Raw genomic sequence first — 14,686 nt, 5'->3', positions numbered from 1 at the left:
CGGTTGCCGCCGCGCGGTTCGTTCCCGCCGGCCCGATCGGGCGTGACCGCGCGCGCGGGTCAGTCGTCGGCGCCCATCGTCGCGCGTCGCTGGGAGCCGCGCGGGCCGAGCGGCACGACCGCCGCCTCCGGGCTGTGCCGCAGCAGGTAGCCCTCGACGAAGCCGGTGTTCCGGTCGCCGGTCCGGGCGTCCAGCTCGTCGAGCCTGGTCGCCAGCGTCTCGGCGAGTTGGTTGAGCCGGCCGGTGAGTCGCTCGAAGCCCTCCGCGACCACGGCCACCGCGATCGCCACGGCGGCCGCGCCGACCGTGATGAGGTTCAGCAGGGTCGGCGAGCCGCCGTCGGACACGCCGACGACCAGGTTCGCGGTGAGGCAGGCCGTCGAGGCGACGGCGGCGACGAGTAGGGCGCACCACTTCAGGGGCATGGTCGATGACCCCTCCTTCTTGTCCCGCAGTGCTCATCCAGGGTGCTGATCCGGCCTTGTCCCGTCACCCCGCCGACGACGAGCCCAAGCAGTACGTTCGGCGGCCGGTACCCCCGGTGCCCGCGGGTCATGCGCCTGCGGTTGGCGCCATTTGAACAACGTCCCCCGGTCGGGTCAGCCGGCGCGCTCCTGGCCCCGCTCCCGTTCGATGCGCAGCGGGGGGCGGTAGGCGAGGTACCGGATGGTCTCGCGGATGTGGAACTTCTCGGCCTCGGAGACGTTGGGGTCGACCAGGCGGCGCAGCAACGCCTCGACGTCCGGGTCCATCGGCGGCGGTGGCGGCGCGGGGCGGGCGGGCGCGGAGCGGTCCCAGCCGAGGATGCCGAACGCGACCGTGGGCGAGATGCCCAGGCCCTCGCAGAACGCGACCACGCGCTGCGGTTCGGGGTCGGTGGTCCAGTCGCCGCGCAGCCAGCGGTTGATGGTCTGCCGGGAGACGCCGGTGCGCCGGGCCACCTCGACGCCGGTCCAGGCGCGGATCGCGCGGGCGTCGTCCAGGGCCTTGCGGACGAACGCGGCGAACGCGAGTTTCCGCGGCTGAGCGGTGTCGGGGGGCACGCCGCGACGGTACGTCCGGTTTCCCGGAATGCCCCGGAGGGACCCGCCGTAGTCCTGACCACGTGACACGCGGTACCACCGCCCGGCCGGTTCCATCCCGCAAGTCTAGGTCGCCCGGATGGACCTCACGAATCAGCCGAATGGACGATGCTGTCACGCACGCGAGACGCTCTACGGTATGTCCCGTGCTTGAGACATTGCGTACCGGTTCGTGTCTCATTGTCGAGTCGGGGGGAGAGCGATGAGCGGACTGGCGACCCGCGGCGAAGCGTTCCGTCTGGTCGCCGACGGGGTGGCCGCCGGGCTCAGCGCCCCGTGGCGGCTCTACCTGGCGCGCGGGTGCCGGTACCTGTCCATGTCCGTCGGCGAGCGTGCGGAGTGGGACGCCTGGCGCTCCCACCTCGGCTGCCCCGTGATGACGGTCCGGGTCTACGACGTGGCCGGCGACATCCGCCGGGCGTCCGTGGCCGAGGCGGTCATCGACGGCTGCCGGATCAGCGTCGAACTGGTGGAGGACGTCTCCACCGGCGACCTCGCCACCGGCCTCGGGATGCTGGGCGGGGCGGCCGACGGTGCCACCGACAGCGCCGCCGGCAAGGTGTTCGACCGCGCGCCCGACCGGTTACTCGATCCGGACCCGGAGCGCCCGCTCGACCCGGCGGCCGAGCCGCCACTGCCGCCGCCGAGCGGCGCGCGGCCGATCATCCCGACCCAGTTCCGGGACGACGAGCGCGGAGGCCCGCCGGGATGAGCCCGTTCTTCGCAGTCTTCTTCATCCTCCTGCTCACCTCGTCCAGCTACGCCGCCGGGCGGCTGCACGGGCAACTCAGCTACCACCTGGGGTACCGGTACGGGTACCGGCAGGGATATTTCGACGGCGACCGCGCGGCCTGGAACCGCCGGCGCCGTGAGGCACAGGCGGCCATCGCCTCGGTGCTGACGGTGCCACCCACGACTCGCACCGTTTACGGCACCGCCGTTCGCTCGTCGACGACGTACACGGGTGCCTCGTTCGTGGCGGCCGCGACCAACGGCGGAAGGCACTCCCATCTGGAGTGAGCGGCAGCCACGAGCCGGTGTGCCGGATGCGACCGGGCGTCCGGCACACCCCGGGACCGGGTGACCGGTTCCAGCCCGGCCGGCGTGCGCGCAGGGGGCATGCGCGCCGGCCGGGCTCCCCCGCCCGGACGGGTGTCCGCCCTGAACAATGGGTGTCAACCTAGCCGTTTGCGGCTTGTTCCGGATAGCGTCTACCCCATGGACCGGGGCCTTCCCGGACCAGCCGGAGGCCCGGATCGCCAGCACAGCACGGGGCCGCACCCGACCCCGACCCCGGGCACCGGTCGAGCGGACCACGGGCGCCCGGGTGCTCGCCCGCCGGAGCGAGCCTGTGACCGATCGCCGCACTCCCGACTCCGCCGCTTCCACCAAGGCCCCGACCGTCCCCGCCGCCCGGCGGGTCCGGGCCGCTCGTCGCACCACCGGGTCGGCGGTCGACGCCGACCCCGCTCCACGCACGCACGTATACGTGCTCGACACCTCCGTCCTGCTCTCCGACCCGGCCGGCTTCCTGCGCTTCGGCGAGCACGAGGTGGTCCTGCCGCTGGTGGTCATCTCCGAGTTGGAGGGCAAGCGGCACCACGCCGAACTGGGCTGGTTCGCCCGGCAGTCGCTGCGCCTGCTCGATGACCTGCGGGTCAAGCACGGGCGGCTGGACGAGCCCGTGCCGGTCAACGACGTCGGCGGCACGCTGCGGGTCGAGCTGAACCACGCCGACCAGGCGCTGCTGCCGCTGGGGTTCCGGGCCGACACCAACGACGCCCGGATCCTGTCCGTCGCGCTCGGGCTCACCGCCGAGGGGCGGGCGGTCACGCTGGTCAGCAAGGACATGCCGCTGCGGGTCAAGGCCGCCTCGGTGGGGCTGGTCGCCGACGAGTACCGGCACGGCCAGGCCGCGGACGCCACCTGGACCGGCATGGCCGACCTGGAGCTCGCTGAGGAGCAGGTCAACCGGCTGTACGCGGGGGAGACGCTGGATCTGGACGAGGCGGCGGGGCTGCCCATCCACACCGGCCTGGTGCTGACCTCGGCGCGCGGGAGCGCCCTGGGCCGGGTGCTGGCGGACAAGACGGTTCGGCTGGTCCGCGGCGACCGGGAGGCGTTCGGGCTGCGCGGCCGCTCCGCCGAGCAGCGGATCGCGCTGGACCTGCTGCTGGACGAGTCGATCGGGATCGTGTCGCTGGGCGGGCGGGCCGGCACCGGCAAGTCGGCCCTGGCCCTGTGCGCCGGCCTGGAGCAGGTCATGGAGCGCCGCCGGCACCGGAAGGTCGTGGTGTTCCGCCCGCTGTACGCGGTGGGTGGGCAGGAACTGGGCTACCTGCCGGGCACCGAGGCGGAGAAGATGTCGCCCTGGGCCCAGGCGGTCTTCGACACGCTCGGCGCGGTGATCCACGAGAACGTGATGGAGGAGGTTCTGGCCCGGGGCATGCTCGAGGTGCTGCCGCTGACCCACATCCGGGGCCGCAGCCTGCACGACGCGTTCGTCATCGTGGACGAGGCGCAGTCGCTGGAGCGCAACGTGCTGCTGACCGTGCTGTCGCGGATCGGGCAGGGCTCCCGGGTGGTGCTCACGCACGACGTGGCGCAGCGGGACAACCTGCGGGTCGGCCGGCACGACGGGGTGACCGCGGTGATCGAGGCCCTGAAGGGGCATCCGCTGTTCGCGCACGTCACGTTGACCCGGTCGGAGCGCTCCGCAATCGCCGAAGTGGTGACGGACCTCCTGGAGGACATCCCGCGCTGACGCGTTTCTGGGCGGTTCTGCCCCGAAAAATCCCGTGACGCAAATCACAAACGGCCGCCTCGATTTCCCATCGGGGCGGCCGTTTGTCAGGGTGTCTGACGGACCGCCCGCGCCCCGGACGGCCGCCAGCCAGGCGGCGCACCGGCCTCGGCGCGACCCGGGCAGGGTCGGGTGGTCCCGGCGTGATCGCCCCGCAGCCCCGCTGCGCCGGGGTGGACCGCGCCGGTCCTAGCCCCCGACGAAGGGACGATTTTGTCCAGTCGCCGTACCAGCAGGTCCACCTGGACCCGCCTCGGCCTCCGGGCACTCGCCGTCGGCCTCCTGCTCACCGGCGTCGCCGGTGGGGTCTACGTCGGCCAGAACCGCCAGGACCGGCAGGTCCAGGCCGCCCGCGCCGCCGCCGCCGAGGCGGCCGACCAGGAACTGCTGGCGACCCTCGAGGAGCAGCGCCGGGAATCCAGCGAGCGGTCCGCTCGCGCGGAGGCCGAGCGCAAGGCCGCGGTGGCGGCGCAGAACGCGGCCGAACAGGGCCGCCGCGCCGAGAAGGCGGTCGAGCAGAAGACCGAGAGCACCACGGGCGGCCCCAAGCCGTACACGGGTCCGATTCCGGCCTCGTGCAACGAGTTCAGCGGCGTCCGCAAGACCGGCTGCGCGTTGATGATCGACGCCGGCTTCCCGATCTCCGAGTTCCCCTGCCTGAACAAGCTGTGGACCAAGGAGAGCGGTTGGAACTACAAGGCGGCCAACGCCGGTTCCGGGGCCTACGGCATCCCCCAGGCGGTGCCGGGAAGCAAGATGGCCTCGGTCGCCGACGACTGGAAGACCAACCCGGCGACCCAGATCAAGTGGGGCCTCGGCTACATCAAGGGCCGGTACGGCACGCCCTGCAAGGCGTGGGCGCAGTCGGAGAGTGAAGGCTGGTACTGAACCCCCTCGAGGGTTCGGTGGAACCAAGGGGCACGGGCGGTTCGCCCGTGCCCCTTCTTCGTCCCGCGTTGCTCAGCCGGAGCGGACCTGGTAGCACTCTTTGGGTGAACAACAACGACGAGGCCGCCTACCGCTTCGGCACCGAGGCGTTCTACGCCGCGCTGGGCCGCGCCTTCGTCGCCATGTGCGCCGTCGTGCCGGTGCTGTTCCTCATCGAGGTCATCGACCGGGGCATGGGCCAGGCCCTGGACGTGGCCGGCGGCATCCGTCCCGGCCACCTGACCGGCCTGGACGGCGTCATCTTCGCGCCGTTCCTGCACGCGAGCTTCGCCCACCTGTACGGCAACAGCGTCCCGCTGATCCTGCTGGGCACGTTCGTGCTGGCCGCCGGCACCCGCCGGTTCCTCTGGTCGACCGGGGTCATCATGCTGGTCAGCGGGCTCGGCGTCTGGTTCACCGGCGACCGCGACTCCATCGTGGTCGGTGCCAGCGGCGTCATCTTCGGGTACCTGGGCCTGCTGCTGGCCCGCGGCGTGGTGGACCGCAGTTGGTGGCACCTCGGCGTGGGCGCCCTCATCGGCCTGCTCTACGGCTGGCAGATCATCGGCGTGCTTCCCGCCGATCCGAGCGTCTCCTGGCAGGGCCACCTGTTCGGCTTCATCGGCGGCGTGCTGGCCGCGGTCCTCTTCCGCCGGCCCAAGGGCCCCACCTACCTCGCCGACCGCTACCTCACCTCCGACTGAGCCCGCCCCTCGGTCGGGGCCTTGCCTGCGCCCCGCGCCCCGTCGTAGCGTCTGGCGACGGGCGAGTGGTCGGGCCGGGGGTGAGAAACCGCTTGCCTCGCGTCATCCGCCCGGCCGGAGAGTCGACGGATGAGGAGCCTGGATGCGCGCGGTCGATGTCGCCATTGTGGGTGCGGGTCCGACGGGGCTGTTCGCCGCCTACTACGCCGGCTTCCGTGGGCTCTCCGTGGCGGTGATCGACGCGCTGCCCGAGCCGGGCGGCCAGGTGACCGCGATGTACCCGGAGAAGATGATTTACGACGTGGCCGGCTTCCCGGCCATCCGGGGCCGGGACCTGGTGGCGAACCTGGTGGAGCAGGCCGCGCCGGTCAACCCCGAGTACCTGCTCGGCGTGCGGGCCACCGATCTGTCCTACCTGGACGACAAGCCGGTGCTCGCGCTCTCCTCCGGCGAGACGCTGCACTGCGGATCCATCATCATGACGGCCGGGATGGGTAGCTTCACACCGCGCCCGCTGCCCGCCGCCGCCGCGTTCACCGGCGAGGGCCTGGTCTACTTCGTGCCCCGGCTCGCCGAGCTGACCGGGCACGACGTGGTGATCGTCGGTGGCGGCGACTCGGCGTTCGACTGGGCGCTGTCGCTGCAACCGGTCGCCAGGTCGGTCACGCTCGTGCACCGGCGGGACAGGTTCCGCGCGCACGCGAGCACCGTGGCGAAGGTGCGGGCACTCCCGGTGCGGATCATCACCGACGCCGAGGTGGCGAAGGTGCACGGCGAGGAGCGGATCACCGGCTGCGACGTCGCGGTGCGCGGCGGGGCGACCGAGACCCTGCCGGCGGACACCGTCGTCGCCGCGCTCGGCTTCACCGCCGACCTCGGCCCGCTCGCCGAGTGGGGCCTGGAACTGGACCGGCGGCACATCAGGGTGGACAGCCGCATGGCCACCAACCGGCCGCGCGTCTTCGCCGCGGGCGACATCACCGAGTACCCGGGCAAGGTCCGCCTGATCGCGACCGGCTTCGGGGAGGCGGCCACCGCGGTCAACAACGCCGCCGTGGTCATCGACCCCGCCGCGCACCTGTTCCCGGGCCACTCGTCGGACGCCGGTTAGGAGATCAGCGGGCTGCCGCCGAAGTCGACCGACGAGTACCGGCGCAGCTTCTCCAACCGGTGGAACGAGTCGATCCAGCGGATCGTGCCGCTCTTGGAGCGCATGACCACGGACTGGGTGTGTGCGCCCCCGGCCCGGTACCGCACGCCGCGCAGCAGTTCGCTCGAGGTGACGCCGGTGGCGACGAAGAAACAGTTGTCCCCGGTGACCAGGTCGTCGGTGGTGAGCACCCGGTCCAGGTCGTGCCCGGCGGCCAGCGCCTTCGCCCGCTCGGCCTCGTCCCGCGGCCACAGCTTCGCCTGGATCGCGCCGCCCATGCACTTGAGGGCGCACGCCGCGGTGATCCCCTCGGGCGTACCGCCGATGCCCATCAGGACGTCCACATCGGACGTCTCGCGGGCGGCGGAGATGGCGCCGGCGATGTCCCCGTCGAGGATGAACCGGATCTGCGCGCCGGCCTGGCGCACCTGCTGGACCAGGTCGGCGTGGCGCGGGCGGTCCAGGATGCAGACGGTCACGTCGCTGACGCTGCTGTTCTTGACCTTCGCGATCCGGCGCAGGTTCTCCGCCACCCCCGCCTCGATGTCGATGACCTCGGCGCAGTCCGCGCCCACCACGAGCTTCTCCATGTAGAACACGGCGCTCGGGTCGAACATCGCGTGCCGCTCGGCGACCGCGAGCACCGCGATCGAGTTCGGCATGCCCTTGCTCATCATGGTGGTGCCGTCGATCGGATCCACGGCCACGTCCACCTCGGGGCCGGTGCCGTCGCCCACCCGCTCGCCGTTGTAGAGCATCGGCGCGTTGTCCTTCTCGCCCTCGCCGATCACCACCACGCCGCTCATCGGCATCGCGTTGATGAGCTTGCGCATCGCGTCGACCGCGGCGCCGTCGCCGCCCTCCTTGTCGCCGCGGCCGATCCAGCGGCCGGCGGCCATCGCCGCCGCCTCGGTGACCCGGACCAGGTCCAGGGCCAGGTTGCGATCGAGATCCTGGGGGGTACGGGGTGCGGTCATGGCTCCTCCTCGCGGCACGGCGGGGCGGTCGGCTATGCGTCGCATAGTGGCATGCCCGCCGCCGGTCGCGCGCCGGTCGGTGCCCAAAAGTGGCCCGGATCGCGGTTCGGGCAGGATGGCCGGGTGAGTACGCGAGGTCCCCGCGACATCCTGCTGTCGCTTCTGGTGCTGCTGATACCGGTGGTCGTCGTTGTGGCGATCTACCGCGTGGTCCAGGGCGGTGACCAGCCGGTGGTGGTCGACCCGGCGCCGGCGGTGGCCGACGCGCGGGCGGCGAAGGCGTTCCCGGTCGCGGAGCCGGCCGGGCTGCCGTCGGGCTGGCAGCCGATCCGCGCCACCTACCGCGACCGGACGCTGCGGATCGGGTACCGCACCCCGAAGGGCGGCGGTGTGCAGCTCGTCGAGCGGCCGGGTACGACCGACCCGGGCCAGGCGATCCACGCCGAGCTGTCCGACACGGCCCGGCCCCTGGGTACGGTCGACATCGCCGGGCGGACGTGGCAGCGGTACGCGGGGCGCCCGGGCGAGTCGGGCCTGGTCCTGCTGGAGCCGAGCCGGACGGTGGTGGTGCTGGGCAACGCCGCGGAGGCCGAGCTGACCAGCCTGGCCGCCGCGCTCCGCGCCTGAACGGCACCCGGACCCCAGATTCAGGGAACGAGGACGATCTTGCCGCGGGTGTGCCGCTCGGCCAGTTCCCGGTAGGCGTCCCGCACCCGGTCGAGGGGGTAGGTCGCGGCGACCGGCAACTCCAGCCGCCCGTCCACGAGCCGGGCGGCCAGGTCGGCCAGGACCTGCGCGCTGGCCGCGTCGCTGTTCCCCTTCATGTGCGTCCCGTACTTCGCCGCCGCCTCGAAGTCGCGGATGGTGTTGACGCGCCCGGCCGGCACGCCCAGTTCCACGGCGAGGTCCACGTAGCCGGTGCCGAACGTGTCGATGAACGCGTCCACCTTCCCGCCGGCGGCCTCGCGCACCCGGTCGGCCTGGCCCTCGCCGTACTCCACCGGGATCACGCCGTGCGCCCGCAGCCACTCCGCGTTCGCCGGACCGGCCAGGCCGATCACGGTCGCGCCCATACTGCGGGCAAGCTGCACCGCCAGCGATCCCACACCGCCGGCCGCGCCCGAAACGACTAGCGTCTCGCCCTGTTGCGGGACGACCGCGCGCACCGCCGCGTACGCCGTCGTGCCCGCCACGAACAGGGCGCCCGCCACCTCCCACGGCAGCCGCTGCGGCTTCCCGGCCAGGTCGTGCTCGTTCGTGACCACGTACTCGGCCTGGCTGGCCCGCCGGTCGGTCCAGCCGATCACCTCGTCGCCCGGATGCCACCGGCTGACCCCCGGCCCGACCTCCTCGACCACGCCGGCCAGGTCGCTGCCCTGACCGGACGGGAACGTCGCCGGCCAACGCTCGGCGTGCTCGCCCTCCCGGATCGCGATCTCGCCGGGGTTGATCCCGGCCGCCCGCACCCGGACCAGCACCTCGCCCGCGCCGGGCACCGGCCGCGGTACCTCGGCGACGTGCAGCACGTCCACGTCGCCGTACCTGTCGAACATGACCGCCTTCGGCATTCTCGCCGCTCCTCCGCCCGTCCCGCCATCCGCAGTACGAGGAGGGTGCCACCGGTGGCGGCGGTTGAAACTCGGAGCGCCCCGGCCGGGGCGGGCGATCGGGCGCCGGAGGCGCGGGTGTGGCCCGCTTGTGTTCGCTCAGGCGCCGCGGGTCGCCGCGGCGGCGCGCATGTCGCGCTTGAGTTCCTGCGGGAGCGAGAAGACCAGCCGCTCCTGCGCCGTGGTGACCTCCGACACGTCGGTGAAGCCGCGCGCCGCAAGGTACTCCAGAACCTGCGCCACCAACTCCTCCGGCACGCTCGCGCCGGAGGTCACGCCGACCGTGCCGGCGCCCGTCAGCCAGGCGTCGTCGATCTCGTGCGCGTAGTCCACCAGGTGGCCGGCGCGGGCGCCGCTGTCCAGGGCCACCTCCACCAGCCGCACCGAGTTGGACGAGTTCCGCGACCCCACCACGATCATCACGTCGCAGTCGGCGGCGATCTGCTTGACCACCTGCTGCCGGTTCTGGGTGGCGTAGCAGATGTCGTCGCTCGGCGGGGACATCAGCAGCGGCAGCCGCTTGCGCAGCCGGGCCACCGTCTCCAGCGTCTCGTCCACCGACAGCGTGGTCTGCGACAGCCAGACGACCTTCTCCGGATCCCGCACCTTGATCGAGTCGGCGGCCTCCGGGCCGTCCACGAGCTGGATGTGCGCCGGCGCCTCGCCGGTGGTCCCGATGACCTCCTCGTGGCCCTCGTGGCCGATGAGCAGGATGTCGTAGTCGTCGGCCGCGAACCGCCGGGCCTCCTGGTGCACCTTGGTCACCAGCGGGCACGTCGCGTCGATCGCCTTGAGGTCGCGCTCGCGGGCCTGCTCGTAGACCTCGGGGGCCACCCCGTGCGCCGAGAAGATCACGATGGACCCCTCGGGCACCTCCTCGTTCTCCGCCACGAAGATCGCGCCCCGCTCCTGGAGCGTCGCGACCACGTGCCGGTTGTGCACGATCTCCTTGCGCACGTAGACCGGCGGCCCGTACAGCTTGAGTGCCTCCTCCACGGTCTGCACCGCGCGGTCGACACCGGCGCAGTAGCCGCGGGGCTTGGCGAGCAGAACACGCTTCGGCTGGTCAGTCACGCCACCCATGGTACGGCTGGCAGATGGTGCCATCGGCAGCGCGCAGGGCCACCGGTGCACCAGGGGAGCGCGTGCATGGTGATCCAGGAGCCGCTCGGTGAGGTCAGGGACTGCTGACCGGACGCCCCGGCGAGCGCGGCGCGACGGCCGGGCGGGCCGCCGTAGGGTGAGCGGGTGAGCGACGCGGAGGTACCCCGCAGCACGGCGGACGAGCCGTGGCCGGTGCGCGTGGTCAGCCAGAAGCTCAGCGCCTGGATCGCCCGGCTGGGCCGGGTGTGGGTGGACGGGCAGATCGCCCAGATCAGCCGCCGCCCCGGCGCCAGCGTGGTGTTCCTCACCCTGCGCGACCCGTCCGCCGACCTCAGCCTCACGGTCACCGCCCACCGGGACGTGCTCGACGCCGGCGCCCCGAACCTGACCGACGGCGCCCGGGTGGTGCTGCACGCCAAGCCGGAGTTCTACCCCGCCCGCGGCACGCTCAGCCTGCGCGCCGACGAGATCCGCCAGGTCGGCCTCGGCGAACTGCTGGCCCGGCTGGAGAAGCTGAAGAAACTGCTCGCCGCCGAGGGCCTGTTCGACCGCGCCCGCAAGCGCCGCCCCCCGTTCCTGCCGAACCGGATCGGCCTGATCACCGGGCGGGCCAGCGCCGCCGAGCGGGACGTGCTCACCAACGCCCGGCGCCGCTGGCCGGCCGTGGACTTCCGGGTCGTCAACGTGCCGGTGCAGGGGCCCACCGCGGTACCGCAGATGGTGGAGGCCCTGCGCATGCTGGACCGGGACGAGACGGTCGACGTGATCGTGCTGGCCCGCGGTGGCGGCAGCGTCGAGGACCTGCTGCCCTTCTCGGACGAGGCGCTGTGCCGGGCGGTCTTCGCCTGCCGGACGCCGGTGGTCACCGCGATCGGCCACGAGACCGACGCGCCCCTGGTGGACTACGTCGCCGACCTGCGCGCCTCGACCCCCACCGACGCCGCCAAGCGGATCGTCCCCGACCTGGGCGAGGAGCTGACGTCGCTGCGCGTGGCCCGGCAGCGGCTGGACCGGTCCATCGCGGTCCTGCTGGACCGGGAGGGGCAGCGCATCGACGCGCTGCGCTCCCGACCGGTGCTCTCCCGGCCCCACCTCATGATCGAGCAGCGCGCCGCCGAGGTGGCCGCCCTGCGCGACCGGGCCGCCCGCACCCTCGACCACCGCGTCTCGCGGGCCGCCGACGACCTGGCGCACACCCTCGCCCGGCTGCGGGCGCTGTCCCCGGCGGCGACCCTCCAGCGGGGGTACGCGATCGTGCAGCGCTCGGACGGGCACGTGGTCCGCGCCGCCGGCGAGGTCACCGACGGCGACGCGCTGCGGCTGCGGCTCGGCGAGGGCGAGGTCGCCGCTAAGGTGGTGGGCGCGTGACCGGGCCCGTCGCGTGGCGTTGGCGGCGCCCCGGCGAGTCGGACTTCGAGCGGTCTGGGGTGGACTGGGCGGCATGGCTGAGCTGAGCTACGAGCAGGCCCGGGCGGAGCTGGCCAGCGTGGTCGAGCGCCTGGAGCAGGGCGGCGGCACCCTGGAGGAGTCCCTGGCCCTCTGGGAGCGCGGCGAGGAGCTGGCGCTGACCTGCCAGCGCTGGCTGGATGGCGCCCGCGCCCGCCTGGAGCAGGCCCGCGCCGCCCGCGCCGAGGAGTAGTCGCGAAACAGTCACGGCTCCGCCGGTTCCGGGCCGGGCGCGTGCTTCGCTTCTCCCGCTCGGCTCGCTACGGTGGGTGAACATCGCCGCCGCGCGGTGGGCTCCCCTCCGGCCGGGGCCCCTGGGAGCAGGCGGCTGGGGGGAGGGACACAGTGGCGTACGACGACGCCAACGAGGAGTTCCTGCGCCGGTTCGCCGAACGCATCGACGAGCAGCTTGGCCAGGCCGACCAGCTCCGCGATGCGATGGCGCAGGTCAGCGTGGTGCACGCCGGCGTGAACGGCGCCGTGGAGGTGACGGTCGATTCCGCCGGAGGGCTCAGCGGTCTGCACCTCACCGAGGCGGCCATGCGCCTGGCGCCCGGCGACCTGGCCCGCGCCATCCTGGACTGCTCCCGCATGGCCCAGGCCAAGCTGGCGATGCAGCTCTCGGCCGCGGTCCACGGCGCCTTCGGCCCGGAGCCGGACGCCGACACCCCCGGCTACGGCCGCCCCAACCGCCTGCCCGGCCCCCACGGCTCCTGACCCTCGCTGCCTGGCGCTTCCGGCGCCGGAGCCGGCGTGGCTGGTTCGGGTCCCGCGCTTCCGGCCCCTGGGGTGGCTGGTCAGCGCGGATCCGGGAGGGGGAGCGGCTGGTCGGCGGGCCAGTCCGGCTCCTCGTCGAGCAGTTCCGGCGCCTGCGGCTGGCGGGGTGCCACCTCCACCTGCGCCGGCGTGGTCAGATCCTCCCCCGACACCCCCAGCTCGGCCAGCTTGCGGGCGCTGACCAGCACCCGCGCCTCCAGCGACCCGACCGCGCGGTTGTACGCGGTCACCGCGCCGCCCAGCGCCCCGCCGAGCCGCCCGACGTGCTCCCCGAGCGTGCCCAGCCGCCCGTACAGCTCTCGCGCCAGGGTGTGCACCGCCACCGCGTTGCGCGCCAGCGCCTCCTGCCGCCACGAGTACGCGACCGTGCGCAGCAGCGCGACCAGCGTCGCCGGTGTGGCGAGCACCACGTTCCGACTGAACGCGTGCTCCAGCAGCGCCGGGTCCCGCTGTAGGGCCGCGTCGAGGAACGGGTCGGCCGGCATGAACAGCACCACGAACTCGGGCGCCTGGGCGAACGCCGACCAGTAGGACTTGGCGGCCAGCGCGTCCACATGCGCCCGCAGCTGCTTGGCGTGCGCGTCCAGGCTGGTGGCGCGGCCGCGATCGTCGCGCGCCTCCATGGCCGCCAGGTACCCCTCGAACGGCGCCTTCGCGTCCACCACCACGCTGCGGCCGCCGTGCAACCGGACCACGAGATCCGGGCGCACGCCCCGGTCGTCCGTGGCCGCGGTGACCTGCTCGGCGAAGTCGCAGTGCTCCAGCATCCCGGCCGCCTCGACGATCCGGCGTAACTGGTGCTCGCCCCAGCGGCCCCGCACCTGCGGCGCGCGCAGCGCCGACACCAGCTGCTTGGTCTCGGTGCGCAGCTCGCCGGAGACCGTACTCATCGCCCGCACCTGCTCGCGCAGCTCGGCGTACGCGTCGACCCGCTCGCGCTCCAGTTCGGCCACCCGCTGCTCGTACCGGCGCAGCGTCTCGTGCAGCGGCGCCACCGCCCGCGCCACCGCCTCCTGCGACTGGGCGGTCGCCTCGAACGACAGTGCCCGCATCGCCTGCTCCAGCCGCGCCTCGCCGGCCCGCGTGGCGGCCAGCGTGGCCTGGAGTCGGGCCAGCTCAGTGCCGCCGCGCGCCCGGGCCAGCAACCAGCCCAGGGCACCGCCGGCGAGCAGGCAGACCACCACCACGACCACTGTCGACGCGTCCACACCGCGAGCATGCCAAACGGGTACGACGACGCGACCGCGACGCGACGACGTACCTTCGACGCATGACATGGTTATGGCTCGTTGTCCTGGTGGTTCTCGTGATCGGCCTCTTCACGTGGTGGCGGCGGGAGAGCGCCGGGCGGCAGGCGCGTGAGCTGGCCGACGCCCGCGCGGAGGCGCAGCGCTGGTACGAGCGGCTCGGCGGCCAGGTGATGAACCTGCGCGGCGAGGAGCCGGCGGTCCGCCAAGCGCTGAGCGACGCCTCGGAGCGGTACAACGCGGCCGGCAGCCAGCTTCAGCAGGCGCAGACCGCGCGGCAGTTCGTGCTGGCGCGGGAGACGGCCCTGGAGGGCCTGGCCTACATCCGTGCCGCGCGCGTGGCCATGGGCCTCGACCCCGGCCCCGAGGTGCCGCCGCTGGCCGCCGCGCAGGGCGCCGGCCAGCTCACGAAGGAGCGCGACGTCGAGGTGCAGGGGCAGCACTACCGCGCCGGTCCCAACCCCGGCAGCGACACCCCCTACTACTACCCGGGCGGCCGGGTACAGGGCCGTCCCGTCCCGTCCGGCTGGTACTCGCAGCCCCTGTGGAAGCCGGCGCTGGCGGGCGCGGCCGGCGCGATCGGCGGCATGCTCATCTTCGACGCGCTGTTCTCGCCGTCGTTCGCGGACCCGGGGTACGGGTACGCGGCCGGTTACGAGGAGGGCTTCCAGGACGCGGCCAACGACTTCGGCGGCGGTGATGCCGGGTTCGGCGACGCCGGCGACGGCGGCGGTGGCTGGGACGGTGGCGGCGACTTCGGCGGTGGCGACTTCGGCGGCGACTTCGGCGGCGGCGACTTCTGACCGGTCGCCATGCTCACGGCCCGGGGGCCCGCCGCAGGCCCGGCGGTAGGGCTAGCGGG

16 protein-coding genes and 1 pseudogene are annotated in these 14,686 nt (G+C 73.5%); 11 read left to right on the top strand and 6 right to left on the bottom strand.

Annotated elements, in window-relative coordinates:
* Positions 1-59: 59 nt before the first annotated feature.
* Positions 60-425, bottom strand: a complete 366-nt coding sequence (locus tag KJS59_RS10985) for a hypothetical protein (RefSeq protein WP_213452713.1) — start codon at positions 423-425, stop codon at positions 60-62.
* 174 nt (positions 426-599) lie between these two features.
* Positions 600-1,043 carry a helix-turn-helix domain-containing protein gene (locus KJS59_RS10980; protein ID WP_249714042.1) on the bottom strand — a complete coding sequence of 148 codons (444 nt, stop codon included), beginning with the start codon at positions 1,041-1,043 and terminating at the stop codon, positions 600-602.
* A gap of 241 nt (positions 1,044-1,284) precedes the next feature.
* On the opposite strand from KJS59_RS10980, the pseudogene KJS59_RS10975 reads away from it, so the two are divergent.
* From KJS59_RS10975 to KJS59_RS10950, 6 genes and pseudogenes are all read left to right on the top strand, one after another.
* A pseudogene (locus tag KJS59_RS10975) lies at positions 1,285-1,578 on the top strand (hypothetical protein); the annotation flags it as partial.
* 212 nt (positions 1,579-1,790) lie between these two features.
* Positions 1,791-2,102, top strand: a complete 312-nt coding sequence (locus KJS59_RS10970; RefSeq protein WP_213452711.1) for a hypothetical protein — start codon at positions 1,791-1,793, stop codon at positions 2,100-2,102.
* 469 nt (positions 2,103-2,571) lie between these two features.
* Positions 2,572-3,846 (top strand): PhoH family protein, encoded by a 1,275-nt coding sequence (locus tag KJS59_RS10965; protein WP_249714049.1) that lies wholly within the window; start codon positions 2,572-2,574, stop codon positions 3,844-3,846.
* A 252-nt stretch (positions 3,847-4,098) separates the two neighbouring features.
* Positions 4,099-4,773: an aggregation-promoting factor C-terminal-like domain-containing protein gene (locus KJS59_RS10960; protein WP_213452708.1), complete on the top strand. Its 675-nt coding sequence runs from the start codon at positions 4,099-4,101 to the stop codon at positions 4,771-4,773.
* 104 nt (positions 4,774-4,877) lie between these two features.
* Complete coding sequence (locus KJS59_RS10955; RefSeq protein WP_249714041.1) at positions 4,878-5,516, top strand: rhomboid family intramembrane serine protease; 639 nt, start codon at positions 4,878-4,880, stop codon at positions 5,514-5,516.
* A gap of 142 nt (positions 5,517-5,658) precedes the next feature.
* Positions 5,659-6,627 (top strand): NAD(P)/FAD-dependent oxidoreductase, encoded by a 969-nt coding sequence (locus KJS59_RS10950; protein ID WP_213452706.1) that lies wholly within the window; start codon positions 5,659-5,661, stop codon positions 6,625-6,627.
* Here KJS59_RS10950 and glpX read toward each other — a convergent pair.
* A complete protein-coding gene (glpX, locus tag KJS59_RS10945; RefSeq protein ID WP_213452704.1) occupies positions 6,624-7,643 on the bottom strand; it encodes a class II fructose-bisphosphatase in 1,020 nt (339 codons plus the stop codon). The genes KJS59_RS10950 and glpX overlap by 4 nt on opposite strands.
* Before the next feature lie 123 nt (positions 7,644-7,766).
* Between glpX and KJS59_RS10940 the strand changes: the two genes are divergently transcribed.
* The gene (locus KJS59_RS10940; protein ID WP_213452703.1) at positions 7,767-8,270 is read left to right on the top strand and encodes a DUF4245 domain-containing protein; all 504 of its coding nucleotides are present in this window, start codon (positions 7,767-7,769) and stop codon (positions 8,268-8,270) included.
* Positions 8,271-8,290: 20 nt separating this feature from the next.
* Here KJS59_RS10940 and KJS59_RS10935 read toward each other — a convergent pair whose 3' ends face one another.
* Entirely contained in the window at positions 8,291-9,211 is a 921-nt protein-coding gene (locus KJS59_RS10935) for an NADP-dependent oxidoreductase (RefSeq protein WP_213452702.1), read from the bottom strand.
* Between the two features lie 138 nt (positions 9,212-9,349).
* Positions 9,350-10,333, bottom strand: coding sequence for a 4-hydroxy-3-methylbut-2-enyl diphosphate reductase (locus KJS59_RS10930; RefSeq protein WP_213452701.1), 984 nt, complete (start codon positions 10,331-10,333; stop codon positions 9,350-9,352).
* Positions 10,334-10,498: 165 nt separating this feature from the next.
* Between KJS59_RS10930 and xseA the strand changes: the two genes are divergently transcribed.
* The 3 genes from xseA to KJS59_RS10915 all read left to right on the top strand — a co-directional run bounded on the left by xseA (position 10,499) and on the right by KJS59_RS10915 (position 12,517).
* Positions 10,499-11,722, top strand: a complete 1,224-nt coding sequence (gene xseA / locus KJS59_RS10925; protein ID WP_213452700.1) for an exodeoxyribonuclease VII large subunit — start codon at positions 10,499-10,501, stop codon at positions 11,720-11,722.
* Between the two features lie 73 nt (positions 11,723-11,795).
* Positions 11,796-11,993 (top strand): exodeoxyribonuclease VII small subunit, encoded by a 198-nt coding sequence (locus KJS59_RS10920; protein ID WP_213452699.1) that lies wholly within the window; start codon positions 11,796-11,798, stop codon positions 11,991-11,993.
* Between the two features lie 152 nt (positions 11,994-12,145).
* The gene (locus tag KJS59_RS10915; RefSeq protein WP_213452697.1) at positions 12,146-12,517 is read left to right on the top strand and encodes a hypothetical protein; all 372 of its coding nucleotides are present in this window, start codon (positions 12,146-12,148) and stop codon (positions 12,515-12,517) included.
* Positions 12,518-12,597: 80 nt separating this feature from the next.
* On the opposite strand, the gene KJS59_RS10910 is transcribed toward KJS59_RS10915, so the two are convergent.
* Positions 12,598-13,785 carry a DNA recombination protein RmuC gene (locus tag KJS59_RS10910; RefSeq protein ID WP_249714040.1) on the bottom strand — a complete coding sequence of 396 codons (1,188 nt, stop codon included), beginning with the start codon at positions 13,783-13,785 and terminating at the stop codon, positions 12,598-12,600.
* 62 nt (positions 13,786-13,847) lie between these two features.
* Here KJS59_RS10910 and KJS59_RS10905 point away from each other — a divergent pair, with 62 nt between their 5' ends.
* Positions 13,848-14,627, top strand: coding sequence for a hypothetical protein (locus KJS59_RS10905; protein ID WP_213452694.1), 780 nt, complete (start codon positions 13,848-13,850; stop codon positions 14,625-14,627).
* Positions 14,628-14,686 lie beyond the last annotated feature (59 nt).

It is taken from the genome of Rhizomonospora bruguierae, from assembly GCF_018397995.1.
GTDB lineage: Bacteria > Actinomycetota > Actinomycetes > Mycobacteriales > Micromonosporaceae > Rhizomonospora > Rhizomonospora bruguierae.
Note: the sequence above shows the minus strand (reverse complement) of the source record. Positions and strands in the feature narration are given on the sequence as shown.

What these genes read in the sequence shown, in the direction of transcription:
- KJS59_RS10930 (WP_213452701.1), bottom strand. Translation starts at nt 10,333, where the DNA reads ATGGGTGGCGTGACTGACCAGCCGAAGCGTGTTCTGCTCGCCAAGCCC.
- KJS59_RS10935 (WP_213452702.1), bottom strand. Translation starts at nt 9,211, where the DNA reads ATGCCGAAGGCGGTCATGTTCGACAGGTACGGCGACGTGGACGTGCTG.
- glpX (WP_213452704.1), bottom strand. Translation starts at nt 7,643, where the DNA reads ATGACCGCACCCCGTACCCCCCAGGATCTCGATCGCAACCTGGCCCTG.
- KJS59_RS10905 (WP_213452694.1), top strand. Translation starts at nt 13,848, where the DNA reads ATGACATGGTTATGGCTCGTTGTCCTGGTGGTTCTCGTGATCGGCCTC.
- KJS59_RS10920 (WP_213452699.1), top strand. Translation starts at nt 11,796, where the DNA reads ATGGCTGAGCTGAGCTACGAGCAGGCCCGGGCGGAGCTGGCCAGCGTG.
- KJS59_RS10970 (WP_213452711.1), top strand. Translation starts at nt 1,791, where the DNA reads ATGAGCCCGTTCTTCGCAGTCTTCTTCATCCTCCTGCTCACCTCGTCC.
- KJS59_RS10985 (WP_213452713.1), bottom strand. Translation starts at nt 425, where the DNA reads ATGCCCCTGAAGTGGTGCGCCCTACTCGTCGCCGCCGTCGCCTCGACG.
- KJS59_RS10950 (WP_213452706.1), top strand. Translation starts at nt 5,659, where the DNA reads ATGCGCGCGGTCGATGTCGCCATTGTGGGTGCGGGTCCGACGGGGCTG.